Source organism: Roseococcus sp. GW821-FHT12F05, from assembly GCF_058806835.1.
In genome coordinates this window covers 30,395-56,413 of sequence record NZ_JBXAQB010000013.1, presented here as the reverse complement: position 1 = coordinate 56,413, position 26,019 = coordinate 30,395, and the positions used below count along the sequence as shown (strand labels likewise).

The following is a 26,019-nucleotide window of genomic DNA, read 5'->3' as shown; positions in this document are numbered from 1 at the left end:
CCGCGATCCTTCCCCTTTGCAGGGAGATCGGGGCGGCCGGCGGAAAATCCAGCTTCGCGGACGCGGCCCGGGCCGGAAGAATGCATCGGCCTGTCGTCCCGGTTGACGTGTCGCCGCCCGCGCCGCCATGACTCGCGAAACGTCCAGGGACACCAAGCCATGCTGAGCCTGCGCCCCAATTGCGAATGCTGCGGCCGCGACCTGCTGCCCGAGAGCCGCGACGCGCTCATCTGCTCTTTCGAATGCACCTGGTGCACCGATTGCGCGGCGACGAAGCTGCCGGGCGGGCTCTGCCCCAATTGCGGCGGCGAGCTGGTACGGCGGCCCGTCCGGCCGGCGGCCAAGCTGGCGGCCTTCCCGGCCTCAACGGAGCGGAAGCACCGGCCGGAGAAGTGCGGTGGGCCCATCGCGGCCTGAGCCGCGCTCAATCGCCGTAGTTGGCGATCTCGATCAGGTTCCCATCCGGATCCCGGCAATACACCGAGGTGATCGGCCCCAGCGCCCCGTCCTTCGGCGTCGGCCCCATCTCCACCGTCACGCCGCAGCTGTGCAGGTGCTCGACGACCTGCGCGGCGGTGACGGTGACGATGAAGCAGAGGTCCTGCCCGCCCGGGGCCGTGGCCGGCCCGCTCCACCACTCGGCCTGGGTGGCCTCAACGGGGCGGAGGTTGATCTTCTGCCCGCCGAAGCGGACCGCGGTGCGGTTGTGCGGGCCGAAATCCGCGCGCTCCATGCCCAGCACGCGCTGGTACCAGGCGGCGCTGATCTCCACGTCCTTCACGGTCATCACGAGGTGGTCCAGCCGGTCGACGGCGAAGCGCATGGGCTACTGCTCTCCTTGAAGCGTGATGACCGAAGGCGCGAAGGCGCCGGAGGTCTGGATCAGGCGCTCAGACAGTCTGGCGGCGGCGCCGCGCGGTGACCTGGATCTCGATGCGCATCGCATCGGTCTGCAGATTGGCATGGATCAGCGTCGAAGCGGGCTTCGCCACCCCGAAATACCTTTTGACGACCGGCCAGCAGGGCTCCCAGTCCTCGCGCCGCGGCACGATGAAGAGCGCGCGCACCACGTCATCGAGGGTCGCGTCCGCCTGCGCCAAAGCCGCAGCGATATTGCGAAACGTCTGGTCGCACTGGCCGACCACGTCGTCGACGATGGTCATGGTCGAATAGTCATAGCCGGTGGTGCCCGAGACGAAGATGTCGTCCCCGTCCACCACGGCGCGCGAATAACCGATCTCCTCCTCGAAGCGGGAGCCGGAGGAGATGAGACGTCGGGTCATCGGGTCACCTGTGCGGCAGAGGGTGCGAATCCAGGAACTATTCGAGGCCTTCGTAGAAATCGTTGCCCTTGTCGTCCATCACGATGAACGCCGGAAAATCCTCGACCTCGATGCGCCAGACCGCTTCCATGCCGAGCTCCGGATATTCCAGCACCTCGACCTTGCGGATGCAGTCCTGCGCCAGCCGCGCCGCCGGGCCGCCGACCGAACCGAGGTAGAAGCCGCCATAGGTCTTGCAGGCGTTCAGCACGGCCTTGCTGCGGTTGCCCTTGGCGAGCATCACCAGCGAGCCGCCGGCGCGCTGGAAGGCCTCGACATAGCTGTCCATGCGCCCGGCCGTGGTGGGGCCGAAGCTGCCGGTCGCCATGCCGGCCGGCGTCTTGGCCGGGCCCGCGTAATAGACGGGATGGTTCTTGAGGTAGTCGGGCAGGCCCTGGCCGGCCTCGATCCGCTCCTGCAGCTTGGCATGCGCGATGTCGCGCGCGACCACGATGGTGCCGGTCAGCGAGACGCGCGTCTTCACCGGGTGCCTGCTGAGCTCGGCGCGGATGGCGTCCATGGGCTGGTTGAGGTCGATCTTCACGACCTCGCCGCCGAGGATGTCTTCGGTGTGCTCGGGCAGGTAGTGCGCGGGATCGTGCTCCAACTCCTCGAGGAACACGCCCTCGGCCGTGATCTTCGCCTTGATCTGCCGGTCCGCGCTGCAGGAGACGCCGATGCCGATGGGCAGCGAGGCGCCATGCCGCGGCAGCCGCACCACCCGCACGTCATGGCAGAAGTATTTGCCCCCGAACTGCGCGCCGATGCCGAGGTTCTGGGTCAGCTTGTGGACCTCCACCTCCAACTCCGGATCGCGGATCGCGTGGCCCGACTTGCCGCCCGAGGTCGGCAGCGCGTCCAGATACTTGGTGGAGGCCAGCTTCACCGCCTTCAGCGTCGTCTCGGCGCTGGTGCCGCCGATCACCACCGCGAGGTGGTAGGGCGGGCAGGCGGAGGTGCCGAGCGTCTTCACCTTCTCCTCGATGAAGGCGAGCAGCTTCGCCTTGTTCAGCACCGCGCGGGTCTGCTGGTACAGGAAGGTCTTGTTGGCCGAGCCGCCGCCCTTCAGCACGAACATCAGGTGCAGCTCGTCGGCCTTGTAGTCGCCGGGATTGGCCAGGATGGTGAAGTCCACGGGCAGGTTGTTGCCGGTGTTCACCTCCTCGAACATGGAGAGCGGCGCCATCTGGCTGTAGCGCAGGTTGGTCTCGGTGTAGGTGCGGGCGACGCCGTAGCTGATCGCCTCCTCCTCGTCGCCCTCGACCCAGACGCGCTGGCCCTTCTTGCCAAAGACGATGGCCGTGCCGGTGTCCTGGCACATGGGCAGCGCGCCGCCGGCGGCGATGTTCGCGTTCTTCAGCAGGTCGAGCGCCACGAAGCGGTCGTTCGCGCTGGCCTCGGGATCGTCCAGGATTTTTCTCAGCTGCGCGAGATGCGCGGGACGCAGCAGGTGGGACACCTCATGGCAGGCGGTGAAGGCCAGCTCCTCCAGCACCTTGGGCGGGATGCGCAGCACGCGCTTGCCGTCCACCTCGACGGTCGTCACGCCCTCGATGGGCAGCTTGCGGTATGGCGTCGTGTCCGCGCCGAGCGGGAACATCGTGCTGAAGGAGTAGCCGGGCGGCCGGGGAGGAGCGTCGAGGGGCATCGGAACCATCCACAAGTCTTCGTAACAACCCATAGCGCAGGCGGAATGCGGCGTCAGCCCGCTTGCGGGCACATGCCCGCTCTGCGACGCTTCGCGGATGGACCGTCCGCTGCATCTCGACCTCCCCGACGCGCATTCCGGGCACACCGCCCATTTCACGGATTATCGCGCCGCGGAGATCGGCACGGTCACGCTCTCGCCCGATGGGCCGGTGGAGGCGGGGAGCTACGCCAGCTTCACCCTGACCTTCACGGCCGGCCGCTTCGGCATGGACGACACGGGCAGCCTGCGCGTCAGCCTGCGCCAGGTCAGCGACGTGGGCCGGCCGCAATTCGCCGATCCCGCGGCGCCGAACTACGTCACCGCCGAGGCCTCGAACGGGGCGAAGCTGGTGCTGGAATACAGCCCCAAGCTCAATATGCGCCCCTGGTCCCGCACCCTGACAGTGACCGTCGCGCGCGGTTTCCTGGCCCCGGGCGACACCATCACCATCCGGCTGGGCGACACGCGTGGCGGCTCGCCCGGCCTGCGGATGCAGACCTATTGCGAGGCACGGTTCCACTTCCTGGTGCTGGCCGACGTCTTCGCCACCTGCAATTGGGCGCTGCTGCCGGTGCAGCCCTGGATGCCGGTGATTCCGGGCCGGGGCGTGCGGCCGCTCGCGATCCTCCCGACGCTGCGGCGGCCGGGCGAGACGTTTGCCCTGCATCTCCGCTCGGATGACCGCTGGGGCAATCCGGCGGCGCTGCCGGCCGGGACGCATCGGCTGAGGGCGAGCGCCCTCGTGAAGGGCCTGCCCGAAAGCTTCGAATGGCCGGAAGGCGCGCGCTCGCACCGCATCGAGGGGCTGAGCGCCGGGGCGGCCGAGGCGCTGGTCATCACCTGGGACGAGACGCCGTCGAACCCCATGCGCGTGGCCGAGACGGCGCTGCTGCCCTTCTGGGCCGACCTGCACGGCCAGTCCGGCGAGACAGTCGGCACCGGCCGCATCGACGCGCTGGCCGCCTATGCGCGCGACCTCGCCGGCGTCGACGCCATCTGCCACCAGGGCAACGACTTCCAGATCACCCAGGAAGGCTGGGCCGACTTCAACCGCTGCTTCGAGGCCTTCGACCAGCCTGGCCGCTTCGTCTTCCTGCCCGGCTACGAGTGGTCGGGGAATACGGCGCTGGGCGGCGACCGCAACGTGCTCTACCCCGAGCCGAACCGGACCATCCACCGCTCCTGCCACGCGCTCATCGAGAATCTCTCCGACGAGGCGACCGACGCGCTCGATGCGCGTGAGCTGCACGCCATGCTGAAGGCCGAGGGGCGGCCGGTGCTCTGCATCCCGCATGTCGGCGGCCGCTATGCCAACCTCTTCTTCACGCACGACAAGCTTCTGGAGCGCGCGGTCGAGACGCATTCCGACTGGGGCACCTTCGACTGGCTGCTGGAGGATGCCTTCGCCGTCGGCGCGCGCGTGGGCATCGTCGCCAATTCGGACGGGCACAAGGGGCGCCAGGGCGCCTCGCATCCCGGCGCCTCGCAATTCGGATCCTATGGCGGGCTGACCTGTCTGCTGACGACCGAGCTTTCCCGCGCCGGGATCTTCGAGGCGCTGCGCCGCCGGCACCACTACGCCACGACCAATGCCGCGCGCATCCACGCCGATGTGAAGGTGACGCTGGCCCATCCGGCGCAGCTGTACATCGACGATCCCGCCCTCGGCGGCGCGCCGGACGGCAAGACCTCCGCGGCCATGATGGGCGACATCCTCGCCGGCGTGCAGGACGAGACGGCGCTCTTCTCGGCGGAGATCATGGGTTCCTCGCCGATCGAGCGGATCGAGCTGCGCAACCGCACGGAGCTGCTCGAGGTGATCCGCCCCGAGGGGAAGCCGGGCCTGCGCCTGCGCGTCGTCTGGGAGGGAAGCGAATATCGCGGTCGCGGCCGCGAGACCTTCTGGGTCGGCGAGATTGGGCTGGCGGGCGGCACCACCTGGTCCGGCGTGAAGCCCATCAACAAGTTCAACCTGGACCACCGCTTCCAGGCCGACGACACTTCGCTGAAGCTGCAGGGCGTCACCACCGGCGGCTTCCAGGCGTTGGAGGCCACGCTGTCCGACCTCGACGGCACGCTGAAGATCGAGACCGCGCTGGTGAAGGCCGAGATCCCGCTGCGCGACCTGCTGCAGGGCGAGGCGCGCTGGGAGGCGGGGGGCCTCGGCCGCCGCATGCGCGCCTTCCTGCTGCCGGACGAGCCGCCGGCCTCGCATCTGACATTCGAGCACAGCATCAAGCTGCGCCAGAGAGAGGACAACGCCCTGTTCCTTCGGGCCACCTTCGAGGATGGGAGCGTGCTTTGGACAAGTCCCGTGTATCTGTTGCGCTGACTCGGCGAGGTCTTCTCGCGGCCGGCGTTGCGCTGCCGGCCGCCGCCCACGCCCACGCCCAGGCCTGGCCGACGCGACCCATCCTGATGGTCGCGCCGCTCGCCGCCGGCAGCACGGTGGACATCCTCGCCCGCCTCGTGGCGGAGCAATGGACGCAGCGGCTCGGCCAGGTCGTCACCGTCGAGAACCGGCCGGCCGCCAACGGCACCGTCGCGCTGAGCCAGGTCGCCCGCGCGGCGCCCGACGGCTACACGGTGGTGCTGACGGGCCAGACCTCGGTGGCCTTCAACCCCTACCTCTATCCGCACCTGCCCTACGACCCGTTCCGCGACTTCACCTACGTCACGCGGCTGGCCGGCGTGTCGAACGCGCTGATCGTGCGGACGGCCTCGCCCTTCCAGTCCGTCGCGGACATCGTGGCGGCAGCGAAGGCCAATCCGGGCAAGCTGACCTATTCCTCCGGCGGCGTCGGCTCCACGCACCATGTCTCCTCGGCGATGCTGGCGCAGCAGGCGGGGATCGAGGTCGTCCATGTGCCCTATCGCGGCGCGCCGCAGGGCATCCTGGCCGCGCAGACCGGCGAGGTGGACTTCGCCTACTACAACATCTCGACCCTGCTGACCGGCATCCGCGCCGGGGCGCTGCGGGCGCTGGCGGTGACCTCGGCCGAGCGCTCGCCCTTCCTGCCCGACGTGCCGACGATGAAGGAGCAGGGATATCCCGACTACCGGATGACGACCTGGATGGGCGTGGGCGCCCCCGCCGGCGTCCCGGCACCGATCCTGGCGCGGATGTACGAGGCGACACGGGCGGCTCTGGACGATCCGGCGGTGCGGCGGCGCATGGTGGAGATCGGCTTCGAGATGCAGCCGACCATCACGCCGGCCGAGATGCCGGCGCTGATCCGTGCGGAATACGAGCATTGGGGTCCGGTGATCCGGGCCACGGGCGCGCGGCTCGAATAGCCGGGTTCAGTCCCGCTTGCGCCGGAAGGCGTCGAGGCTGACCACCTGCGGCTGGCTCGGTGCCGCCTCGGGTTCCGGCGCCGGCTCCGGCAGGGCGACCGGCTCCTCCATGGGGGCATCGAGCTCCGGCTCGAAGCGCAGGCCGAACTGGGCGTGCGGATCCTGGAAGGCGGTCAGCGCCGCGAAGGGCACGGACAGCACCGAGGCCACGCCCGAGAAGGACAGCCCCACCGAGAAGCGCTGCGCCGCCCGGTCCACCACCAGGTCCCAGAAGCGGTGCTGGAGCACGATGGTCATCTCGTGCGGGTAGCGCGCCTTGAGGTGGCCCGGGATGACCGTGCCGGGATGGTCGGTGCGGAAGGAGATGTAGAAATGGTGCTCGCCCGGCAGGCCCTCGCGCGCGGCGTGCTCCAGCGCGTCAATGGCGACGGCGCGTAGCGCGCGCGACGCCCAGGCTTCATAGGGGAGGAGGCTCTGGGGGGTGGCTTCGTTCATCAACATACCTTCCTGCGGCCGCACCATATGGCGGGACGTGCGGGGAGGGAAGGAAGCCGCGCGCGGGATGGGAGCGCGCCGTGTGGCGGGGGCGTTCCGTCGGGGCCGGACCCGCTGCTAGGCTCCCCGAAAATCAGGAGAGACGACCGACCATGCCCAAGCTGTTCGAGCCCTTCGCCCTGCGCGGGATCACCCTGCCGAACCGCATCGTGATCTCGCCCATGTGCCAGTATTCCGCCGAGGATGGCTTCGCCGGCGCCTGGCACATGGTGCAGTACGGCCGCTTCGCCGTGGGCGGCGCGGGCACGGTGATGATCGAGGCGAGCGCTGTCCTGCCGGAAGGGCGGATCACCCATGGCGATGTCGGCATCTGGTCGGATGCGCATGCGGCGAGGCTGGCGCCGATCGCCGATTTCCTCCGCAGCCAGGGCTCGGTGCCGGCGATCCAGCTCGGCCATGCGGGCCGGAAGGCCTCGACGCAGCGGCCCTGGTACGGCAACGGCGCGCTGACGCCGGCGGATATCGAACGGGGCGACAAGCCCTGGGAGACCGTGGCGCCCAGCGCCGTGCCGCTCGGCGAGGGCCACCTGATGCCCACGGCGCTGGACGAGGCGGGGCTGGCCCGCATCCGCGATGCCTTCGCCGCGGCGGCGAAGCGGGCCGATGCGGCGGGCTTCGACATCGTCGAGCTGCACAATGCGCACGGCTACCTGCTGCACCAGTTTCTCTCCCCGCTCTCCAACTTGCGCAACGACGCGTATGGTGGCGATGCGGAGGGGCGGATGCGCTTCCCGCTCGAGGTGGCGCGCGCGGTGCGCGAGGCCTTTCCGGCTGATAAGCCGGTCTTCCTGCGGCTTTCCGTCGTCGACGGCGCCGAGGGCGGACGGCCGGAGGAGGAGAGCCTCGCCTATGCCGTTGCGCTGAAGGCGGCGGGGATCGACGTGGTGGATTGCTCCTCGGGCGGCATCGCGGGCTCGGCGACGGGTGCGCGCGGGCCGCGGCGCGACTACGGCTTCCAGGTGCCCTTCGCCGAGCGCATCCGGAGCGAGGCCGGCATCGCGACCATGGCGGTCGGGCTGATCGTCGATCCACACCAGGCCGAGGCGGTGGTGGCTGATGGCCGCGCGGACCTGGTCGCGATCGGCCGCGAGGCGTTGGAGGACCCGAACTGGCCGCTGCACGCGCGCCTCGCGCTGACCGGCAAGAATGGGCATGCGGACCATTGGCCGAAGCAGCATGGCTGGTGGCTGAACGTGCGCGACAACGCGCTGGCGCAACTCGGGCCCTACGCAAAGGCGGCGGAGTGACGGGGGAGGAGACAACCTCCAGGAACGGTCACGCCAACGCAGAATCCGCGCCGAATAGGGCGGCGGATCGCTCCAGCGATCCGGAGCCAAGGCCGCGGATGCGGCCGCCCGGCGTTTGAGGGCACAAAAAGACTCCACTTTTGCTTCGCAAAAGTGGGGGGCTTCTGTTGCCCGGCGCCCCCCGAACCGCGCTTACCTATTCCTAGGCAGCGAGCGCCATGTCCTCACGGACATTGTCATTGGCACTTGTGATTTAGCCCGATAACGGCGGTACAATGCCGGGCAAAAGCTACGTCTTTACCACGCACGTCGAGCCTGTTTCGTCCCCACAATTCGCCCCCGACAAAAGGGACGGTTCCTGCCGGCAGGACCGGCAGCGAAAAATGGTGGAGACGCCGGGCACTGCCCCCGGGTCCGTAACGATTATTCCACGCAACGTTTATCGCCATAGCCGCAAGCGGCAGGCGTCATATAGCGATCCCGGAGGCGCGATGCGAGGGGGGGGAGGCCTCCGAATCGTGTGGACAAAATCCGAGCCTGTGCCGGGGCTTAGGCGCTGGTCTGGCCCCGCCCGCCGGTGAAGGATAAAGCGGGGCGATCAGGAAGGGGCACCCCGTGGCACTCACCGGCGCGCAGCAGAGCGAAATCGCAGAGGCCCAGAACATCAGGGCCGAGACCCGCCGCGCCACCGTGCCGGCGCTAGAGGCGATGCTCTTCGAGGCGCTGCCGGTGCTCGACCACGGCTTCGTCCGCGTCGTGGACTACATGGGCGACGACGGCGCGGTGGTGCAGGCGGCCCGCGTCTCCTACGGGCGCGGCACGAAGGCGGTCAGCGAGGATCGCGGCCTGATCCGCTACCTCATGCGGCACCGCCACTCCACGCCCTTCGAGATGTGCGAGATCAAGTACCACGTGAAGCTGCCCATCTTCGTGGCGCGGCAGTGGATCCGGCACCGCACCGCCAATGTGAACGAGTATTCCGCGCGCTACTCGGTGATGGACCGTGAGTTCTACATCCCCGAGCCGGAGCAGCTCGCCGCGCAATCCGCGGTGAACCGCCAGGGCCGCGGCGAGGTGCTGGAGGGCGAGGACGCCGCCCTGGTCCTCGACATGCTGCGCGAGGACGCGACCCGCAACTACGACCACTACGCCTGGATGCTGAACGAGGACGAGGAGGGCCAACCCGTCGAGAAGGGCCGCAGCGGCCTGGCGCGCGAGCTCGCGCGGATGAACCTCACCCTCAACACCTACACGCAGTGGTACTGGAAGACCGACCTGCACAACCTGCTGCACTTCCTGTCCCTGCGCGCGGACGCGCATGCGCAGTACGAGATCCGCGTCTATGCCGAGGCGATGCTCAAGACCGTCGAGGCCTGGGTGCCGCATTGCTTCGAGGCCTTCCGCGACTACCGCATGGGGGCCGCGCTCCTCTCGGCGCAGATGCTCTCCATCGTGAAGCGCATGCTGGCCGGCGAGAACGTGACTCAGGAGACGAGCGGCCTCTCCAAGCGCGAATGGCGCGAGCTGATGGAGACCCTTGGCCGTGCCGCCTGATGACCGTGGCGCCGAAGGTCGGAACCAGCCGGCCGGCATGGCTCCCGGGAGGCGCGACGCGCTTCTCGCCTTCATCGCTCTCGCCGATCGCCTGAAGCACACGCTGCGCGCGGCCCATACCGGCGACCGGCGCGAGAATTCCGCCGAGCACGCCTGGCACGTCGCTCTCATCGCGGTGGCGCTGGCCGAGGAGGTCTCGCCCCGGCCCGACCTCGCCGAGATCCTCGCCATGATCGCCATCCACGACGTGGTGGAGATCGAGGCCGGCGACACCTTCGCCTTCGACGACGCAGGCCTGCTCACCCAGCTCGACCGCGAGCGCGCGGCGGCCGGGCGCATCTTCGGCCTCCTCCCGCCCGAAGTCGGCGACCGCCTTCGCTCCTCCTGGGAGGCCTTCGAGGCGCAGGAGACGCCGGAGGCGCGCTTCGCCATGGGCTGCGACCGCCTCCAGGGCTTCCTCCAGCAGATCGAATGCGGCGCGCCGGCCTGGAAGGAGATCGGGCTGACCAAGGCCCGCAGCCTCGTCCGGATGCAGCCGGCGATCGACCTCGGCCCGCCCTTCGCGCCGATGATCGAGGCGCTCTACGAGCGGGCCATGGCCGAGGGGCTGCTGAGGGGCTCGTAGGGGCCGGATTGCCACCCGCCGTCGTGCTCCGCACACTCGGTCCGTTCTTGGCGCAGATGGGACGAAGATGACCGACGAGACCGCGATGCGCGACCTGGCCCGGCGCTTCTTCGACGCCATCGAGCAGGGCGACGTGGACGGCATCCGCGCCGCCTACGCGCCGCACGCCCGGATCTGGTACAACACCGATCGGCGCGACAAGGACGTCGAGGAGAATGTGGCACGGCTGGTGCGGGCGCGCGGCCTGCTCCGGGACCGGCTCTACAAGGAGCGCCGCGTGCAGGTGTTTCCCGGCGGCTTCCTGCACCAGCATGTGCTGCACGGCATCCGCGCCGATGGCGAGAATTGCACCATGCCCGCCTGCTGCGTCTGCTTCGTGGAGAACGGCCGCATCACCCGCTTGGAGGAATACATGGACAGCGCCGACCAGCAGCGCCTCTGGGCCGTGGTGACGCCGGGCGCCGCCGGGTAGGACCATGACGGTCATTGTCTTCGGCTCCGCCATCGCGGACATCATCTTCCGCCTGCCGCGGCTGCCGCGCCCGGGCGAGACCCTGCTGGGCGAGGCCGGCGCGGCCCTGCCCGGCGGCAAGGGGCTCAACCAGGCCATCGCCGCTGCGCGCGACGGAGCCCAGGTGCGCTTCGCGGGATGCGTGGGCCAGGACGCGAATGGCGCGCTGCTGCGCGGAACGCTGGAGGCCTCCGGCGTCGATGTCGCGGCGCTGCGCGAGGTCGCGGAGCCCAGCGGGCTCGCCTGCGTCTGCGTGGATGCCGAGGGGCACAATCAGATCGCGGTCTCGCCCGGGGCGAACATGCGCGCCGGCGCCGGCCAGCTCGCGAAGCTTCCGGCCGGCGCCACGCTGCTGATGCAGATGGAGGTGCCGCCGGCGGAGAATGCGGCGCTCATCCAACGCGGCCGTGCCACGGGCGCGCGGATCCTGCTCAACCTGGCGCCCGCGGCCGGACTGGATCCGGAGGTGTTGCGGGCGCTCGATCTCCTGATCCTGAACGAGAGCGAGGCCGCCTGGCTCGGCGCGCAGCTCGGCCAGGCGGCCGATGCTCGCGCGCTGCACGGGGCGCTCGGCATCGGCATCGCGGTGACGGAGGGCGAGCGCGGCGTCACCGCTGCCACGGAGGCGGGCGTGCTGCACCTGCCGGCCCATCGCGTCGAGGTGATCGACACGGTCGGCGCCGGCGACGCCTGGTGCGGCGTCCTCGCCGGTGCGCTCGATCGCGGCCTGCCGCTGGAGGCTGCGATCCGCCGCGCGAATGCCGCCGGCGCGCTCGCCTGCACGAAGGCCGGCGCCGCGCCCGCCATGCCCTACGCCGCTGAGATCGACGCGCTGCTCAATCGGTCATGACCCGCCGCACCAGGATCTTCGGCGCGATCAGTGAGTAGCTGCGGCGCACGAAGGCCTCGACCTCCTGCCAGTCGGGCCGGCCGTCCAGCCTCATCCCCACCCAGCCCTTGTGGCCGAGATAGGGCGGCCGGAAGAAGCGGTCGGCATCGGCCTCGATCAGCAGCTCCTGGCTGCCGCGGGGCGCCTTGAACCAGCAGGCCGGCTGGTCGGGGAAGCCCATGCAGAAGATTTTCTCCCGGACCCGGAAGGTCGGGCGCTCCCAGGTCTCGCGCTCCTCCGCCTCGGGCAGGGTGAGACAGATCTTCCGGAGCCGCGCGATCATTCCATCACGATCCGCGGTCCGGCCTTGGCCGGCGCTTCCACCTTCTCCCAGATGCGCGCGGCGATGCGGCGGTAGCTCGCGGCCTCGTGGCTGTCCGGCGCCGCCGTCACGACCGGCGTGCCGGCATCCGCCATCTCGCGGATGGAGAGCTTCAGCGGCAGCTCGCCCAGGAACTCCGTCCCCATCCGCTCCGCCTCGGCCTTCGCGCCGCCGTGGCCAAAAATGTCGGTCCGATGGCCGCATTCGGGGCAGCAGAAATAGGACATGTTCTCGATCAGCCCGAGCACGGGCACGTTCACCTTCTCGAACATCTTCACGCCGCGCCGCGCGTCGATCAGCGCCACGTCCTGCGGCGTCGAGACGATCACCGCGCCGGCCAGTGCCACCTTCTGCGAGATGGTGAGCTGCGCATCGCCCGTGCCCGGCGGCATGTCGATCACCATGATGTCGAGCGCGCCCCACTCCACCTGGCCCATCATCTGCTCGAGCGCCCCCATCACCATGGGACCGCGCCAAATCATCGCTGTCTCGGGGTCCACCAGGAAGCCGATGGACATGGCCTTCAGGCCCCATTTCTCGATGGGGATCACGCGCTGGCCGGTGGTCAGCGGCTTCTCGCTCGTCCCCAGCATCTGGGGCAGGGAGGGCCCGTAGATGTCGGCGTCCAGCAGCCCCACCCGCAGCCCCTGCTGCGCCAGGGCCACCGCGAGGTTCACCGCCGTGGTGGATTTTCCCACGCCCCCCTTGCCCGAGGCGACCGCGACGATGCGCCGCACCTCCGGCATCAGCATCTGCTGGCCCTGGCCCCCACCTTGGCCCGGCGGCGGCCGGATCGCGCGGGCCGGGCCTTGCTCGGCCGCCACGTCGCGATGCGCCGTCAGCACCACCGTCGCCGAGATCACCCCCGGCACCGCGGCCGCGGCCTTCTCGCAGGCCGCCCGCAGCGGCTCCATCGCCCGCGCCTTCTCCCGCGGCACGGCGAGGCCGAACTGCACCATGCCGTCGCGCGCCGAGATCGCGCCCACCATGCCGGCGCTCACCACGTCGCGGCCCGTCGCGGGATCCTTCACCGCCGAAAGCGCGGCGCGGACGGAATCCGCGAGTGACTCAGACATGGCTTCACCTTTCCTTGACCCGACGGAGCAGACATATGCATCTGTCGGGCCCGCGGCACACCCCTCCCCAGGAGGTGCCGCGCACCATATGTTGACGGAAGTTCATCTTTGGCCGGCGCCATCTGGCCCGGCGGCACGGGAGAGTTCGGTACACATGTCGTGGAACAACGGCGGAAACAGCCCCTGGGGCAATCCGCGTCCCCCCGGTGGGGGCGGACCCTGGGGCGGCCCGCCTTCGGGTGGCCCTCCCGGCGGCGGCAACAACCGCGGCTCGGGCCCTGGCCCGGATGTCGAGGAGATGATCCGCAACGCCCAGGCCGCGGTCCGGCGCTTCCTGCCGCGCGGCGGCGGGGGCGGGAAGGGACTGGCGCTGGCCGCCGTGCTGCTGGTCGGCATCTGGGGCGCCTCGGGCTTCTACCGGGTACAGCCGGACGAGCTCGGCGTCGTCATGCGCTTCGGCGCCTTCGAGCGCACCGCGCCCCCGGGCCTGAACTACCGCATCCCCTGGCCGGTCGAGAGCGTCACCACGCCGCGCGTCACGCGCATCAACCGCGTGGATGTCGGCTTCCGCGCCGGCGCCGATGCGGTCCCTGGCGCCCGCGTCATCGCGAGCCGGGACGTGCTGCCCGAGTCGCTGATGCTGACCGGCGACGAGAACATCATCGACGTCGACTTCGCGGTGTTCTGGCGCATCCGCGATGCGAGCGACTTCCTCTTCAACACCCGCAATCCGGAGGACACGGTGAAGTCTGCCGCCGAATCCGTGATGCGCGAGGTGATCGGCCGCACGCCGATCCAGCAGGCGCTCACCGAGGCGCGCGCGCAGATCGAGCAGGACGTCCGCCGCGGCCTGCAGGCCATCATGGACCAGTACCATGCGGGCGTGGAGATCACGCAGGTCCAGATGCAGAAGTCGGACCCGCCGGCGGCCGTGGTGGAATCCTTCCGCGACGTGCAGCGCGCCAATGCCGACCGCGAACGCACCCGCAACGAGGCGGAGAGCTTCCGCAACGACATCATCCCCCGCGCCCGCGGCGACGCCGAGCGCATGCTCCAGGAGGCCCAGGGCTTCCGCGACGCGCAGATCGCCCGCGCCCGCGGCGAGGCCGGCCGCTTCACCGCCGTGCTTTCCGCCTATTCCCAGGCGCAGGACATCACCGTGCGCCGCATCTACCTGGAAACCATGGAAGAGATCCTCAAGCGCAACGGCATGACGCTGATCGACGACCGGCTGCAGGGCCTCGTGCCCTTCCTGCCCCTCGGCGACGCCGCCCATCGTCCGGCCCAGGGGAGCGGCCAGGGCGGCGCCCAGCCGCCAGCGGCGCCGCAGCGGACCATGCCGTCGGTCCCGGCACTGCCGCAGCGTGGAGGAGTGCCGCGATGAACCGCCTTGTCATCGCCGGCGCGGTCCTCGTCGCGCTGCTCTTCATCGCCGCCTCCAGCTTCTTCACGGTTCAGCAGACCCAGCAGGTGCTGATCACCCAGTTCGGCCAGCCGATCCGCGTGATCGACAAGCCGGGCCTGCACGTGAAGGTGCCGCTGATCCAGAACATCATCAGCTTCGACCGTCGCCTGCTCGACTTCGACACGGCGGGCGAGGAGGTGATCCTCGGCGACCAGCGCCGCCTCATCGTGGACAGCTTCACCCGCTACATGATCACCAACCCGCTGCTCTTCTTCCAGACGGTGGGCGCGGCGGAGCAGGGCATCCGCGGGCGGCTGAACTCGATCGTGACCTCCTCGCTGCGCCGCGTATTGGCCAGCGAGACCCTGATCGCCGTGCTCAGCGCCGAGCGCGGACGGATCATGGGCGAGATCCGCAACCAGGTGAACGAGGAGGGGCAGCGCTTCGGCATCGAGATCGTCGACGTCCGCATCCGCCGCGCCGACCTGCCGGAGGAGAACACACAAGCCATCCTCAGCCGGATGCAGTCCGAGCGCGAGCGAATCGCCCGCGAGGCCCGCGCGGAGGGCTTCGAGGTCGCGGCCCGCATCCGTGCCCAGGCCGAGCGCGACCGCACGGTCCTGCTCGCCGAGGCGGAGGCGAACGCGGCCATCCTGCGCGGCACCGGCGAGCAGGAGGCCATCCGCGTCTTTGCCGAGGCCTTCTCGAAGGATCCGGAATTCTTCCAGTTCTGGCGGACCATGCAGGCCTATCGCGACGTCTTCTCGACCGGCGAATCCCGCCTGGTGCTGACCCCGGAGAGCGATTTCTTCCGCTATTTCCGGGACATGCCGGCGCGGACGGCCGCGCCGAATCCGGCCGCCGCCATTCAGGCGGCGCAGCCTCCGGCCACCGCGGCCGCTCCTGCTCCGCCTGCGCCTGTGCCGGCCGTTCCGGCACCGGCGGAGGCCCCGGCGGCGCCGCGCTGACGGAGGGGATAAGGCTGGCGTGCTTGGCAGGCCGGCCTTAGCCTCCACATATCCATGCCGGGCGGTGCTTTGCCGCCCGGCCTATATCCTTCCCCCGGGGTGACCCATGCGCCTTGCCGCCACCGCCTTGCTCCTCGCCTTTTCACTGCCGGCCCTGGCGCAACAGCCTGCCTCTCCCCCTGGCCCGCCCGCCGACGCCCCGCCCGCCGCGGCGCCGCCTGCCGGTCAGGTCGCGCCCCTGCCGGTGCCGATGCCCGGTGCGCCCGAGAGCTTCGCGCCCCTGGTCCGGCGCCTGCTGCCGGCGGTCGTGAACATCTCCACCTCGCAGGGCGCGGCCGCTGGTCCGCGCCCCGGCCGGCCCGACGCGCCTGAGACCCCGCAGGCGCCGCCGGGCTCGCCCTTCGAGGAATTCTTCCGCGACTTCTTCAATCGCAACCGCCCGCCCGGAGCCCCCGGCACGCCTCCGGGCACGCCCGGCCAGCAGGGCGAGGGCCCGCGCCAGGCGCCGACGCCGCGCCGCGCCCAGTCGCTTGGCTCGGGCTTCATCGTCGACCCCTCGGGCATCGTCATCACCAACAACCACGTGATCGACGGCGCCGACGAGATCAACGTCATCCTGCAGGACAACACCTCGCTCCGCGCGACGCTGATCGGCACCGATCCGCGCACCGACATCGCGGTCCTGCGCGTCCAGCACAGCGCACCGCTGCCCGCCGTGCCCTGGGGTGATTCCGACACGGCCCTGGTCGGCGACTGGGTGCTGGCGATCGGCAATCCCTTCGGCCTCGGCGGCACCGTGACCGCCGGCATCGTCTCGGCCCGCGGCCGTGATATCCGCCAGGGGCCCTTCGACGACTTCATCCAGACCGACGCCGCCATCAACCGCGGCAACTCCGGCGGCCCGCTCTTCAACATGCGGGGCGAGATCGTCGGCATCAACACGGCCATCTATTCGCCGACCGGCGGCTCCATCGGCATCGGCTTCTCCATCCCGTCCAACCTGGCGCGCGGCGTGGCGCGCCAGCTTGCCGATGGCGGTCGCGTCCGCCGCGGCTGGCTTGGCGTGAACATCCAGCAGGTCACGGACGAGATCGCCGAATCCCTGGGCATGCGGGGTGGTGCGCGCGGCGCGCTGATCGCCCGCGCGCAGGAGGGGGCGCCCGCCGCCGCCGCCGGCATCCGCAACGGCGACGTCGTGCTGCGCTTCAACAACCAGGAGGTGCGCGAGATGCGCACCCTGCCGCGCATCGTCGCCGAGACCGCCGTGGGCTCCCAGGTGCCCGTCGTCGTCTGGCGCGACGGCCGCGAGGAGACGCTCACCGTCACCCTCGGCGAGCTGCCGGCCGAGGCGACGCCCGCCGCGGCCACGCCCCAGCAGACCCCGCGCGGCGACCGGCCGATCGAGCTCTCGGGCCTCGGCCTGAAGGTGACCGCCCTCACCGCCGAGACGCGCGAGCGCTTCCGCCTGCGCCCCGAGCAGCGCGGCGTCGTGGTGACCGAGGTGGAGCCGAACTCGCCCGGCGCCGAGCGCGAGATCCGGGCCGGCGACCTGATCCTGGAAATCCAGCAGGAGCGCGTCACCACGCCGCAGGAGGTGCAGGAGCGCATCGAGCGCCTGCGCCGCCAGGGGCGCGCGACGGCGCTCTTCCTGATCGAAAGCCAGCAAGGCCAGCGCTTCGTGCCGCTGCGGCTGTCCCCGCCGCGGGGCGCGCCGGGGTGAGGTGGCGCCGCGAGGGGCTCTGCCCCTCGCGCTCCCCGCCAGGGGCCACGAGCCCCTGGACCCGCGGACTGGGGACAAAAGAAGAGGGGCACGAAGCGACCGCCTGATCCGCGGTCCCGCCGTGCCCCTCTTCTTTTGTCCCTAACTCATGATTTCCAAAGGCCTCTCGGCCTTTGGTAGGGAGTGCGGGGGACAAAGTCCCCCGCGGTGCTACCTCACCCCGGCGAACTCCGCTGCGTGGTAGCCCTGCGCGTAGAGCAGCGCGGTCAGGTCGGTGTGGTTGATGCGGTGGCGCGCCGCGGCGGCCACGGTGGGCTTCGCGTGGTAGGCGATGCCAAGGCCGGCGGCCTGGATCATGGCGAGGTCGTTCGCGCCGTCGCCGACGGTGGCGGTCTCGGCGAGGCTGAGGCCAAGCTGTGCGGCGAGGCGCTTCAGCGTAGCGAGCTTGGCGTCGCGGTCCAGGATGGGCTCGCCCACGGTGCCGAGCAGCTTGCCGTCTTCCAGCAGGAGCGTATTGGCGTGGTGCTCATGGAAGCCGCAGCGTTCCGCGACCTTGCTGGTGAAGAAGGTGAAGCCGCCCGAGACGAGCGCGGTGTGGGCCCCGTTCGCGCGCATGGTGGCGATGAGGGTGGCGGCGCCGGAGGTCAGTTCGGTGGCCTTCCAGGTCTCGTCCAGCGCGGAGGCGTCGAGGCCCTTCAGCATGCCGACGCGCTCGATGAGCGCCTGGCGGAAGTCGAGCTCGCCATTCATCGAGCGCGCGGTGATCTCGGCGATCTGCTCCTTGAGGCCGGCGAAGGCGGCGATCTCGTCGAGCGTCTCGCTGGTGACGATGGTGCTGTCCATGTCGGCCAGCAGGAGCTTTTTCCGGCGGCCCTCGGCGAGCTGGGCGATGAGGTCGATCGGCGCCTCGCCCAGCGCGGATTTCGCCGCCGCGATGGCCTGCTCGGGCGCGAGGGCGGCGAAGGGCAGGTCCACCGCCTCGTGCTCGGCCAGCCAGTCGGGCGCGTCGCAATCCGCGCCGAGCGCGGCGAGGGCGGCTTTCGCGGCGTGGAGTTGCGCGGGCGCGAGCGCGCCGGGCGCGGCGATGAGGGTCAGGACATGCGGCATGGCGGCCGGACCATGCCGGGGCTGATGGCATGACACAACCCGCGCTCATCGTGGCCGGGCCGACGACATCCGGAAAATCGGCGCTGGCGCTGGCGCTGGCCGAGCGCTTCAGCGGAACGGTCATCAATGCCGACGCCATGCAGTGCTACCGCGAGCTGCGCGTGATCACCGCGCGGCCGACGCCGGAGGACGAGGCGCGCGTGCCGCATGCGCTCTACGGCGTGCTGCCGGCGGCGCAGGCGGGGCATGTCGCGTGGTGGCGCGAGGCGGCGCTGGCGGAGATGGCGCGGGCGAAGCTCCCGATCCTCTGCGGCGGGACCGGAATGTACCTGCGGGCGCTGACGCAGGGGATTTCCGCGTTGCCCGAGGTCACGGCGGAGGCACGCGACGAAGCGCGCGCGCTGCTCGCCGAGCTTGGCCCCGGAGGACTGCACGCGAAGCTGCATCCCGAGGATTCCGCGCTGCGCTCCTCCGACAGCCAGCGCATCGCGCGCGCCTACGAGGTCTGGCGCAGCACGGGGCGCAGTCTCGCCTCCTGGCAGCGCGAGGCGCCGGTCCTGCCACCCGCGCCCTACCGCTTCCGCGCGATCCTTCTCGACCCGCCGCGCGATACGCTGCGCGCCGCCATCAACGCGCGCTGGTCCTCGATGATGGCGACCGGCGCGATCGAGGAAGTCGCCGCGCTGCTCGAGCAACGCCTGGATCCCGCGCTTCCCGCCATGCGCGCGCACGGCGTTCCCGAGCTGGCAGCCATGCTCCGCGGGGAGATCGGCGAGGCCGAGGCCAGCCGCCGCGCGATCGCCCACACCGTGGCCTACACCAAGCGGCAGGCCACCTGGTTCCGCTACCAGACCCTGGTGGAGCCGCAGGTGACGCATAGGATCAATGCGCGGATCGCGGGTCTGAAGCAATTTTCGGAAAGAAATTTTCCCAACTTCTTCGCATTTCTTCACGAGGCGGTTGACGGGGGAAAACGCCGCCCGTAAGCCTGCCCCGCCAGCAACACGAAAGACAGTCGAATCATGTCCGCCGCCATCATGTCCTCCACCGCAACGACGGATCAGCGCCCGGGCGCTGAAGTCGTCCTCCGTGCGCTGAAGGAACAGGGCGTCGACGTCATCTTCGGCTATCCCGGGGGCGCGGTCCTTCCGATCTACGACGCGCTGTTCCAGCAGAACGCCATCCGCCACATCCTGGTGCGGCACGAGCAGGCCGCGGTGCACGCCGCCGAGGGCTATGCCCGCTCCACCGGCAAGGTGGGCGTGGTGCTCGTGACCTCGGGCCCCGGCGCCACCAATGCCGTGACCGGCCTGGTGGACGCGCTGATGGACAGCATCCCCGTGGTCTGCCTGACGGGGCAAGTGCCCACGCACCTCATCGGCAACGACGCCTTCCAGGAGGCCGACACCACCGGCATCACGCGCCCCGCCACCAAGCACAACTACCTGGTGAAGCGCAGCGAGGACCTCGCGAAGGTCGTGCACGAGGCCTTCTACGTCGCGCGCAGCGGCCGGCCCGGCCCGGTGGTGATCGACCTGCCGAAGGACATCCTCATCCTGCCCGCGCCCTACACCGAGGCGCCGAAGGTCGAGCACCGCAGCTACCGCCCGGTGATGGCGCCCGATCCCGCGCGCATCCAGGAGGCCGTGCGCCTGCTGAAGCGCAGCGAGCGGCCGATCGTCTATGCCGGCGGCGGCGTGATCAATTCCGGCCCCGGGGCCTCGCGCCTGCTCGCGGAATTCGTGCACCTCACGGGCTTCCCCTGTACCAACACGCTGATGGGCCTCGGCTCCTTCCCGGCGAGCGACCCGCAGTTCCTGGGCATGCTGGGCATGCACGGGACCTACGAGGCCAACCTCGCTATGCACGGCTGCGACGTGATGCTGAACATCGGCGCGCGCTTCGACGACCGCATCACCGGGCGCCTCGATGCCTTCAGCCCGGGCTCGAAGAAGATCCACGCCGACATCGATCCCTCCTCGATCAACAAGAACGTCGAGGTGCAGGTGCCGATCGTGGGCGATGCCACCCAGGTGCTCGCCGCGCTGATCGAGTGCTGGAAGCAGGATCCGACGCCGGTCGCGAAGGCGGAGCAGCTCGCTTGGTGGAAGCGCATCGACGAATGGCGCGCGAAGAACTGCCTCGCCTATGTGCAGCAGGGCCCGATCATCAAGCCGCAGCACGCGGTGAAGCGCCTCTTCGAGATGACGAAGGCGACGGGGCGCGAGACCTTCATCTCCACCGAGGTCGGCCAGCACCAGATGTGGGCCGCGCAGTATTTCGGCTTCGAGAAGCCGAACCACTGGATGACCTCGGGCGGGCTCGGCACCATGGGCTACGGCCTGCCGGCGGCGATGGGCGTGCAGATCGCGCATCCCGACGCTCTCTGCATCGACATCGCCGGCGAGGCCTCGATCCTGATGAACATCCAGGAGATGGGCACGCTCGCGCAGTACCGCCTGCCGGTGAAGGTCTTCATCCTGAACAACGAGTACATGGGGATGGTGCGCCAGTGGCAGGAGCTGCTGCATGGCGGCCGCTACTCGGAGAGCTATTCCGACGCGCTGCCCGACTTCGTGAAGCTGGCCGAGGCCTTCCACGCCAAGGGCCTGCGCGCGACGACGGCCGACCAGCTCGACGATGTCATCCGCGAGATGCTGGCCCATCCCGGCCCGGTCATCGCCGACATCTGCGTCGCCAAGGATGAGAACTGCTTTCCCATGATACCTTCGGGCGCCGCGCATAACGAGATGATCATGGGCCCCGACCAGGAGCAGAACGCAAAGTCCGTCACGGACGAGGGCAAGGTCCTGGTATAAGCCGATGTCGGACAACATGACGCGCACGGCGACCATCGCCGTGCTGGTGGAGAACGAGGCCGGGATCCTGGCCCGTGTGGTGGGGCTCTTCTCGGGCCGCGGCTACAACATCGAGAGCCTGACCGTGGCGCCCGTGGACGAGGAGAAGCGCCTCTCGCGCATCACCGTCGTCACCACGGGGACGGACATGGTGATCGAGCAGATCAAGGCGCAGCTCGACCGCCTCGTGCCGGTGCATCGCGTGGCCGACCTCTCGCGGGAGGGGCCGCACCTCGTGCGGGAGCTCGCGCTGATCAAGGTGATCGGCCAGGGCGACCACCGCGTCGAGGCGCTCCGGCTGGCCGACGCCTTCCGCGCCCGCGTGGTCGACGCGACGACGGAGAGCTTCGTCTTCGAGATGACCGGCGCGGGCGAGAAGATCGATGCCTTCTGCGCGCTGATGCGCCCGCTGGGCCTCGCCGAGATCAGCCGGACGGGTGCCGTCGCCATCGCGCGCGGCACCTCGCATATGGCCGCCTGAACCCACGTAACCCTTTCGACTGACAGCCAAAGAGGAGCGCCAACGAGATGCGCGTCTATTACGATCGTGATGCCGATGTGAACCTGATCAAGGCGAAGAAGGTCGCCGTGATCGGCTTCGGCTCCCAGGGCCACGCCCATGCCATGAACATGCGCGACAGCGGCGTGAAGGACGTCGTCATCGGCCTGCGTCCGGGCGGCTCCGCCAAGAAGGCCGAGGCCGCCGGCTTCAAGGTCATGTCGCCCGCCGAGGCGGCCAAGTGGGCCGACCTCGTGATGGTGCTGACCCCCGACGAGGGCCAGGGCGACCTCTACCGCGAGTCGCTGGACGCCAACATGAAGCCGGGCGCCGCGCTCGCCTTCGCGCATGGGTTGAACGTCCACTTCAACCTGCTCGACCCGCGCTCGGACATCGACGTGTTCATGATCGCGCCGAAGGGCCCCGGCCACACGGTCCGCGGCGAGTACCAGAAGGGCGGCGGCGTGCCCTGCCTCGTGGCGGTGCAGCAGAACCCCTCGGGCAATGCGCTGGAGATCGCGCTCTCCTACGCCTCGGCCATCGGCGGCGGGCGCTCGGGCGTCATCGAGACGACCTTCAAGGAGGAGTGCGAGACCGACCTCTTCGGCGAGCAGGTCGTGCTCTGCGGCGGCCTGGTCGAGCTCATCAAGGCCGGCTTCGAGACGCTGGTCGAGGCGGGCTACGCCCCCGAGATGGCCTATTTCGAGTGCCTGCACGAGGTGAAGCTGATCGTCGACCTCATCTACGAGGGCGGCATTGCCAACATGAACTACTCGATCTCCAACACGGCGGAGTATGGCGAGTACGTCACGGGCCCCCGCATCGTCACCTCGGAGACGAAGGCCGAGATGAAGCGCGTCCTCGCCGACATCCAGAGCGGCAAGTTCGCGCGCGACTGGATGCTCGAGAACAAGGTGAACCAGGCAAGCTTCAAGGCCACCCGCCGCCGCCTCGCCGAGCACCCGATCGAGGAGGTGGGCGCCAAGCTCCGCGCCATGATGCCCTGGATCACCAAGGGCGCCCTTGTCGACAAGGCCAAGAACTGAGCATAGCTGCTCCGCCGCGGGGTGACGAAACCCCGCGGCGTCTGCCGCATTGAGCCGGAACCCGGGCCCATGCCCGGGACCGGGAACAAGCGAATGCGGCTCTACAAATGTCAGAACTGCGGCCAGGTGCTGCACTTCGAAAACACCTTCTGCGTCAAATGCCAGGCGACGCTCGGCTACCTGCCCGAGCCGAACATGCTCTCGGCACTGGATCCGACGGGGGAGGAGCGCGTTTTCACCGCCAAGGCCCAGCCCGGCACTTTCCGCTTCTGCGACAATGTGGTGAACGGTGCCTGCAATTGGCTCGTTCCCGCCGAAGGCCCGGAGCGCTTCTGCCTCGCCTGCCGGCACAACCGCACCATCCCCGATCTCACCGATCCCGTGAACGGTGAGCGATGGCAGAAGATCGAGGTGGCCAAGCGGCGCGCCTTCTACAGCTTCATCCGCCTCGGCCTGCCGCTCGCGAACCGCGACGAGGACCCGCAGGGCCTGGCCTTCGACTTCCTGGCCGATGCGCCGGCGGCCGAGCATCCCGTGATGACCGGCCACGACAACGGCCTGATCACCCTGGCTCTCATTGAGGCCGACGACGCCGAGCGTGTGAGGCGCCGCAGCGCCATGGGCGAGCCCTACCGCACGCTCCTTGGCCATTTCCGCCATGAATCCGGCCACTACTTCTGGGATCGCCTCGTGCGCGACGGCGGGCGGCTGGAGGACTGCCGCGCCGTCTTCGGCGACGACAGCCAGGATTACGAGGCTGCCCTGCAGCGCCACTACGACCAGGGCCCGCCCGGCGACTGGCAGGAGAAATTCGTCAGCACCTACGCCACCGCGCATCCCTGGGAGGACTTCGCCGAGACCTGGGCGCACTATCTCCACATCGTCGACACGCTGGAGATGGCGCGCTCGCTCGGCATGGAGATCGCGCCGCGCGCCGACCAGACCGGCGACCTCTCGACCGAGGTGGGTTTCGATCCCTACCGCAGCACGGACATCGAGGTGCTGATGGACGCCTGGGTGCCGCTGACGGTGGCGGTGAACAGCCTGAACCGCAGCATGGGCATCCCCGACCTCTACCCCTTCGTGCTCTCGCCGGCGGTGGTGGCGAAGCTCGGCTTCATCCAATCGCTGACGCATGGCGCCGTGCCCCGGGAGGGCTAGGGAGTCCTCAGGCGCCGAGGAAGACCACGCGGATCAGGGCGCGGTAGAGCAGGATTTGCCGCGACAGGAGCAGCGGCTCGCGCAGCGTCTTCGACAGGGTGATGCCGCCGTCCACGATGGCCGAGGCCATGTCGGCGAGGTCGTCCAGGTCGATCTCGATGCGCGGCGGATAGCTCCTGGTGATCCGGTCGAGGCGCTCCCGGAACCGCGCGCGCCAGGCCAGCACGGCATCGCGGTTGATGTCGCGGATCTCGCGATCGAACAGCTGCTCCTGGTAGCAGATCGCCGCGACCAGGCAGCCCGGATGCGCCTCCGGCAGGGAGGCTGCCATCTCCGCGAAGAGGCGAAGCCCTACCAGGAAGCCGTGCAGCGGATCGTCGTTCAGCGCGTCGCCGCGCGCGAAGATGTCGTCCAGGATGACGCGGTCACGCTCGACGTAGCGGAGCAGCAGCGCCTTCGCGAGCTGCCCCTTGTCGCGGAAGTGGTAGAAGAAGCCGCTGCGCGAGATCTCCGCCCCGGCCACCAGCTCCTCGATCGAGGTCGCGGCGAAGCCCTTCTGCAGCACAGCGGCCTCGGCGAGGTCGAGCAGCCGTTCGCGGGTCGAGAGGTTCTCGCGCGGGTGCAGGGTTGTGGACATGGCCGCGACTATACCGAAAGTACAGTTTCCCGGAGAAGGCTCATTCCGCGCCTGGCGGCGGACCAATGTCCTTCTTGATTTCGCTGGATATTCCGCCGGAAAGCTGCTGCACCATGTGACGACTGGCGGACCCGGCCCTCGATCGGCGATCTCTCCGCCACCTGATCACACGGAGAGAAAGCCATGACGACCGACCGCTGGGGCAACCCGCTATCCACCTCCGGTCCCGCCGCGACCGCGGGGTTGGAAGCCGCCATCCTGAAGTTCCACGCCTATGAGGCGGATCCGATCGCCGCGCTGGAAGAGGTCATTGCATCGGCGCCCGGCATGGTGATGCCGCATGCGGTCCGCGCCGCGATCATCGCCACCGCGACGGATCGCGCCTTCGACGCCGAGCTGCAGACGTCGCTCGCCGCCGCCGAGGCGCTGGCGCCGCGGGCCCTGCCGCGCGAGCAGGCGCATGTCGCCGCGGTGCGGCGCTGGGTGGATGGCGACCTCTCCGGCGCGACCGAGGCCTGGGGCCGCATCGCCATCGACCATCCGCGCGACCTCCTGGCGGTGCAACTCGGCCAGCTCGGCGACTTCTTCCTGGGACAGTCGCTGATGCTGCGCGACCGCGTGGCGCGCGTGCTGCCCGCCTGGGAGCGGGACGTGCCCGGCTACGGCTTCCTGCTCGGCATGCACGCCTTCGGGCTGGAGGAATGCGGCGAGCATGACCGCGCCGAGGCGAGGGGCCGCGAGGCCGCGGCGATGAACCCGCGCGACGGCTGGGCAGTGCACGCCGTCACGCATGTCCTGGAGATGACCGGCCGCGCCGCCGAAGGCGCCCGCTGGCTGGAAAGCACGGCGGAGGGCTGGTCGCCCGACAACCTCTTCGCCTTCCACAACTGGTGGCATCTTGCGCTCTTCCGCATCGAGCAAGGTGACATCGTCGGCGCGCTCACCCTGTTCGACGAACGCATCTCGGCCGGCGGCTTCGGCCAGGCGCTGGAGATGGTGGACGGCTCGGCGCTGCTGTGGCGGCTGATGGCGCTCGGCCACGATGTGGGTGACCGCTGGTCGAAGCTGGCGCAGCCCTGGGCCTCGCGCATCGGTGATCGCTACTACGCCTTCAACGACCTGCACGCGATGATGGCCTTCGTCGGCCTCGGCGACGAGCCTGCGCAGCGGGAGCTGATCGGCCATCTGGAAATCGCGGCGCGCGGCCCAGGCACCAACGGCATGATGACGCGCGACGTGGGATTGCCGGCCTGCCTCGGCTTCCAGGCCTTCGGCCGGGGCGACTACGTCGGGGCGATCGAGCGGCTGCTGCCGCTGCGGGCGGTGGCGCAGCGCTTCGGCGGCAGCCATGCCCAGCGCGACATCTTCGCCTGGACGCTGCTGGAGGCGGCGCTGCGGGCCGGCGAGGCCCGCCTCGCCGACGCCCTGCTCGGCGAGCGGCTGGCGGCGAAGCCGGACAGCCCGCTCAGCCGGGCCTGGCTGGCCCGGCGCCGGGAGCTGGACCTCGCCGAGGCCGGGGCGGCCGCTTAG

Annotated in this window: 25 protein-coding genes and 1 other RNA gene; 17 read left to right on the top strand and 9 right to left on the bottom strand. The window is 69.9% G+C overall.

The window, feature by feature from the left end; translation table 11 throughout:
* Positions 1–159: 159 nt before the first annotated feature.
* A complete protein-coding gene (locus AC1ROY_RS25165) occupies positions 160–417 on the top strand; it encodes a DUF1272 domain-containing protein (protein ID WP_493151658.1) in 258 nt (85 codons plus the stop codon).
* Positions 418–424: 7 nt separating this feature from the next.
* Here AC1ROY_RS25165 and AC1ROY_RS25160 read toward each other — a convergent pair whose 3' ends face one another.
* From AC1ROY_RS25160 to AC1ROY_RS25150, 3 genes are all read right to left on the bottom strand, one after another.
* Entirely contained in the window at positions 425–823 is a 399-nt protein-coding gene (locus tag AC1ROY_RS25160; RefSeq protein WP_493151657.1) for a VOC family protein, read from the bottom strand.
* A 67-nt stretch (positions 824–890) separates the two neighbouring features.
* Entirely contained in the window at positions 891–1,283 is a 393-nt protein-coding gene (locus AC1ROY_RS25155) for a RidA family protein (protein ID WP_493151656.1), read from the bottom strand.
* Between the two features lie 37 nt (positions 1,284–1,320).
* A complete protein-coding gene (locus AC1ROY_RS25150) occupies positions 1,321–2,970 on the bottom strand; it encodes a fumarate hydratase (RefSeq protein ID WP_493151655.1) in 1,650 nt (549 codons plus the stop codon).
* A gap of 97 nt (positions 2,971–3,067) precedes the next feature.
* Here AC1ROY_RS25150 and AC1ROY_RS25145 point away from each other — a divergent pair, with 97 nt between their 5' ends.
* The gene (locus AC1ROY_RS25145; protein WP_493151654.1) at positions 3,068–5,344 is read left to right on the top strand and encodes a DUF3604 domain-containing protein; all 2,277 of its coding nucleotides are present in this window, start codon (positions 3,068–3,070) and stop codon (positions 5,342–5,344) included.
* An 86-nt stretch (positions 5,345–5,430) separates the two neighbouring features.
* On the top strand, positions 5,431–6,309 hold the full coding sequence (locus AC1ROY_RS25140) for a Bug family tripartite tricarboxylate transporter substrate binding protein (protein WP_493151653.1): 879 nt from the start codon (positions 5,431–5,433) through the stop codon (positions 6,307–6,309).
* 6 nt (positions 6,310–6,315) lie between these two features.
* Here the strand turns inward: AC1ROY_RS25140 and AC1ROY_RS25135 are convergent, their stop codons facing one another.
* Complete coding sequence (locus AC1ROY_RS25135; RefSeq protein ID WP_493151652.1) at positions 6,316–6,804, bottom strand: SspB family protein; 489 nt, start codon at positions 6,802–6,804, stop codon at positions 6,316–6,318.
* Between the two features lie 152 nt (positions 6,805–6,956).
* Between AC1ROY_RS25135 and AC1ROY_RS25130 the strand changes: the two genes are divergently transcribed.
* On the top strand, positions 6,957–8,111 hold the full coding sequence (locus tag AC1ROY_RS25130) for an NADH:flavin oxidoreductase/NADH oxidase (protein ID WP_493151651.1): 1,155 nt from the start codon (positions 6,957–6,959) through the stop codon (positions 8,109–8,111).
* A 152-nt stretch (positions 8,112–8,263) separates the two neighbouring features.
* Here AC1ROY_RS25130 and ssrA read toward each other — a convergent pair.
* Positions 8,264–8,612, bottom strand: a transfer-messenger RNA (tmRNA) gene (ssrA, locus tag AC1ROY_RS25125).
* 114 nt (positions 8,613–8,726) lie between these two features.
* On the opposite strand from ssrA, the gene thyX reads away from it, so the two are divergent.
* The 4 genes from thyX to AC1ROY_RS25105 all read left to right on the top strand — a co-directional run bounded on the left by thyX (position 8,727) and on the right by AC1ROY_RS25105 (position 11,651).
* Positions 8,727–9,665, top strand: a complete 939-nt coding sequence (gene thyX / locus AC1ROY_RS25120) for an FAD-dependent thymidylate synthase (protein WP_493151650.1) — start codon at positions 8,727–8,729, stop codon at positions 9,663–9,665.
* A gap of 37 nt (positions 9,666–9,702) precedes the next feature.
* Positions 9,703–10,290, top strand: a complete 588-nt coding sequence (locus AC1ROY_RS25115) for an HD domain-containing protein (protein ID WP_493151649.1) — start codon at positions 9,703–9,705, stop codon at positions 10,288–10,290.
* Positions 10,291–10,357: 67 nt separating this feature from the next.
* Complete coding sequence (locus tag AC1ROY_RS25110) at positions 10,358–10,762, top strand: nuclear transport factor 2 family protein (protein ID WP_493151648.1); 405 nt, start codon at positions 10,358–10,360, stop codon at positions 10,760–10,762.
* A gap of 4 nt (positions 10,763–10,766) precedes the next feature.
* Positions 10,767–11,651, top strand: coding sequence for a ribokinase (locus tag AC1ROY_RS25105; protein WP_493151647.1), 885 nt, complete (start codon positions 10,767–10,769; stop codon positions 11,649–11,651).
* Here the strand turns inward: AC1ROY_RS25105 and AC1ROY_RS25100 are convergent.
* On the bottom strand, positions 11,638–11,973 hold the full coding sequence (locus AC1ROY_RS25100; RefSeq protein WP_493151646.1) for an MmcQ/YjbR family DNA-binding protein: 336 nt from the start codon (positions 11,971–11,973) through the stop codon (positions 11,638–11,640). The two genes, AC1ROY_RS25105 and AC1ROY_RS25100, sit on opposite strands and share 14 nt — an antisense overlap.
* Complete coding sequence (locus AC1ROY_RS25095; RefSeq protein WP_493151645.1) at positions 11,970–13,088, bottom strand: Mrp/NBP35 family ATP-binding protein; 1,119 nt, start codon at positions 13,086–13,088, stop codon at positions 11,970–11,972. The genes AC1ROY_RS25100 and AC1ROY_RS25095 overlap by 4 nt, the downstream gene beginning before the upstream one ends.
* 154 nt (positions 13,089–13,242) lie before the next feature.
* Between AC1ROY_RS25095 and hflK the strand changes: the two genes are divergently transcribed.
* The 3 genes from hflK to AC1ROY_RS25080 all read left to right on the top strand — a co-directional run bounded on the left by hflK (position 13,243) and on the right by AC1ROY_RS25080 (position 17,181).
* A complete protein-coding gene (hflK, locus tag AC1ROY_RS25090) occupies positions 13,243–14,472 on the top strand; it encodes an FtsH protease activity modulator HflK (protein ID WP_493151644.1) in 1,230 nt (409 codons plus the stop codon).
* On the top strand, positions 14,469–15,461 hold the full coding sequence (gene hflC, locus AC1ROY_RS25085; protein ID WP_493151643.1) for a protease modulator HflC: 993 nt from the start codon (positions 14,469–14,471) through the stop codon (positions 15,459–15,461). Before hflK ends, hflC begins: the two co-directional genes overlap by 4 nt.
* Positions 15,462–15,567: 106 nt before the next feature.
* Entirely contained in the window at positions 15,568–17,181 is a 1,614-nt protein-coding gene (locus AC1ROY_RS25080; RefSeq protein WP_493151642.1) for a Do family serine endopeptidase, read from the top strand.
* 210 nt (positions 17,182–17,391) lie between these two features.
* Here AC1ROY_RS25080 and serB read toward each other — a convergent pair whose 3' ends face one another.
* Positions 17,392–18,288, bottom strand: a complete 897-nt coding sequence (gene serB, locus AC1ROY_RS25075) for a phosphoserine phosphatase SerB (RefSeq protein WP_493151641.1) — start codon at positions 18,286–18,288, stop codon at positions 17,392–17,394.
* A gap of 29 nt (positions 18,289–18,317) precedes the next feature.
* On the opposite strand from serB, the gene miaA reads away from it, so the two are divergent.
* From miaA to AC1ROY_RS25050, 5 genes are all read left to right on the top strand, one after another.
* Positions 18,318–19,274 carry a tRNA (adenosine(37)-N6)-dimethylallyltransferase MiaA gene (gene miaA / locus AC1ROY_RS25070; protein ID WP_493151640.1) on the top strand — a complete coding sequence of 319 codons (957 nt, stop codon included), beginning with the start codon at positions 18,318–18,320 and terminating at the stop codon, positions 19,272–19,274.
* A gap of 36 nt (positions 19,275–19,310) precedes the next feature.
* Positions 19,311–21,107, top strand: coding sequence for an acetolactate synthase 3 large subunit (locus AC1ROY_RS25065; protein ID WP_493151639.1), 1,797 nt, complete (start codon positions 19,311–19,313; stop codon positions 21,105–21,107).
* 4 nt (positions 21,108–21,111) lie between these two features.
* On the top strand, positions 21,112–21,627 hold the full coding sequence (gene ilvN / locus AC1ROY_RS25060) for an acetolactate synthase small subunit (protein ID WP_493151638.1): 516 nt from the start codon (positions 21,112–21,114) through the stop codon (positions 21,625–21,627).
* A 47-nt stretch (positions 21,628–21,674) separates the two neighbouring features.
* Positions 21,675–22,691 carry a ketol-acid reductoisomerase gene (gene ilvC / locus AC1ROY_RS25055; RefSeq protein ID WP_493151637.1) on the top strand — a complete coding sequence of 339 codons (1,017 nt, stop codon included), beginning with the start codon at positions 21,675–21,677 and terminating at the stop codon, positions 22,689–22,691.
* Positions 22,692–22,784: 93 nt separating this feature from the next.
* Positions 22,785–23,852 carry a zinc-binding metallopeptidase family protein gene (locus AC1ROY_RS25050; protein WP_493151636.1) on the top strand — a complete coding sequence of 356 codons (1,068 nt, stop codon included), beginning with the start codon at positions 22,785–22,787 and terminating at the stop codon, positions 23,850–23,852.
* Between the two features lie 7 nt (positions 23,853–23,859).
* Here AC1ROY_RS25050 and AC1ROY_RS25045 read toward each other — a convergent pair whose 3' ends face one another.
* The gene (locus tag AC1ROY_RS25045) at positions 23,860–24,489 is read right to left on the bottom strand and encodes a TetR/AcrR family transcriptional regulator (RefSeq protein WP_493151635.1); all 630 of its coding nucleotides are present in this window, start codon (positions 24,487–24,489) and stop codon (positions 23,860–23,862) included.
* Positions 24,490–24,672: 183 nt separating this feature from the next.
* Between AC1ROY_RS25045 and AC1ROY_RS25040 the strand changes: the two genes are divergently transcribed.
* On the top strand, positions 24,673–26,019 hold the full coding sequence (locus AC1ROY_RS25040) for a tetratricopeptide repeat protein (protein ID WP_493151634.1): 1,347 nt from the start codon (positions 24,673–24,675) through the stop codon (positions 26,017–26,019).

What these genes read in the sequence shown, in the direction of transcription:
- AC1ROY_RS25040 (WP_493151634.1), top strand. Translation starts at nt 24,673, where the DNA reads ATGACGACCGACCGCTGGGGCAACCCGCTATCCACCTCCGGTCCCGCC.
- AC1ROY_RS25110 (WP_493151648.1), top strand. Translation starts at nt 10,358, where the DNA reads ATGACCGACGAGACCGCGATGCGCGACCTGGCCCGGCGCTTCTTCGAC.
- hflC (WP_493151643.1), top strand. Translation starts at nt 14,469, where the DNA reads ATGAACCGCCTTGTCATCGCCGGCGCGGTCCTCGTCGCGCTGCTCTTC.
- ilvC (WP_493151637.1), top strand. Translation starts at nt 21,675, where the DNA reads ATGCGCGTCTATTACGATCGTGATGCCGATGTGAACCTGATCAAGGCG.
- AC1ROY_RS25165 (WP_493151658.1), top strand. Translation starts at nt 160, where the DNA reads ATGCTGAGCCTGCGCCCCAATTGCGAATGCTGCGGCCGCGACCTGCTG.
- AC1ROY_RS25045 (WP_493151635.1), bottom strand. Translation starts at nt 24,489, where the DNA reads ATGTCCACAACCCTGCACCCGCGCGAGAACCTCTCGACCCGCGAACGG.
- AC1ROY_RS25050 (WP_493151636.1), top strand. Translation starts at nt 22,785, where the DNA reads ATGCGGCTCTACAAATGTCAGAACTGCGGCCAGGTGCTGCACTTCGAA.
- AC1ROY_RS25155 (WP_493151656.1), bottom strand. Translation starts at nt 1,283, where the DNA reads ATGACCCGACGTCTCATCTCCTCCGGCTCCCGCTTCGAGGAGGAGATC.
- AC1ROY_RS25150 (WP_493151655.1), bottom strand. Translation starts at nt 2,970, where the DNA reads ATGCCCCTCGACGCTCCTCCCCGGCCGCCCGGCTACTCCTTCAGCACG.
- AC1ROY_RS25080 (WP_493151642.1), top strand. Translation starts at nt 15,568, where the DNA reads ATGCGCCTTGCCGCCACCGCCTTGCTCCTCGCCTTTTCACTGCCGGCC.
- AC1ROY_RS25160 (WP_493151657.1), bottom strand. Translation starts at nt 823, where the DNA reads ATGCGCTTCGCCGTCGACCGGCTGGACCACCTCGTGATGACCGTGAAG.
- hflK (WP_493151644.1), top strand. Translation starts at nt 13,243, where the DNA reads ATGTCGTGGAACAACGGCGGAAACAGCCCCTGGGGCAATCCGCGTCCC.
- AC1ROY_RS25065 (WP_493151639.1), top strand. Translation starts at nt 19,311, where the DNA reads ATGTCCGCCGCCATCATGTCCTCCACCGCAACGACGGATCAGCGCCCG.
- AC1ROY_RS25130 (WP_493151651.1), top strand. Translation starts at nt 6,957, where the DNA reads ATGCCCAAGCTGTTCGAGCCCTTCGCCCTGCGCGGGATCACCCTGCCG.
- AC1ROY_RS25140 (WP_493151653.1), top strand. Translation starts at nt 5,431, where the DNA reads ATGGTCGCGCCGCTCGCCGCCGGCAGCACGGTGGACATCCTCGCCCGC.
- AC1ROY_RS25105 (WP_493151647.1), top strand. Translation starts at nt 10,767, where the DNA reads ATGACGGTCATTGTCTTCGGCTCCGCCATCGCGGACATCATCTTCCGC.
- ilvN (WP_493151638.1), top strand. Translation starts at nt 21,112, where the DNA reads ATGTCGGACAACATGACGCGCACGGCGACCATCGCCGTGCTGGTGGAG.
- miaA (WP_493151640.1), top strand. Translation starts at nt 18,318, where the DNA reads ATGACACAACCCGCGCTCATCGTGGCCGGGCCGACGACATCCGGAAAA.
- AC1ROY_RS25135 (WP_493151652.1), bottom strand. Translation starts at nt 6,804, where the DNA reads ATGAACGAAGCCACCCCCCAGAGCCTCCTCCCCTATGAAGCCTGGGCG.
- serB (WP_493151641.1), bottom strand. Translation starts at nt 18,288, where the DNA reads ATGCCGCATGTCCTGACCCTCATCGCCGCGCCCGGCGCGCTCGCGCCC.
- AC1ROY_RS25100 (WP_493151646.1), bottom strand. Translation starts at nt 11,973, where the DNA reads ATGATCGCGCGGCTCCGGAAGATCTGTCTCACCCTGCCCGAGGCGGAG.
- AC1ROY_RS25145 (WP_493151654.1), top strand. Translation starts at nt 3,068, where the DNA reads ATGGACCGTCCGCTGCATCTCGACCTCCCCGACGCGCATTCCGGGCAC.
- AC1ROY_RS25095 (WP_493151645.1), bottom strand. Translation starts at nt 13,088, where the DNA reads ATGTCTGAGTCACTCGCGGATTCCGTCCGCGCCGCGCTTTCGGCGGTG.
- AC1ROY_RS25115 (WP_493151649.1), top strand. Translation starts at nt 9,703, where the DNA reads ATGGCTCCCGGGAGGCGCGACGCGCTTCTCGCCTTCATCGCTCTCGCC.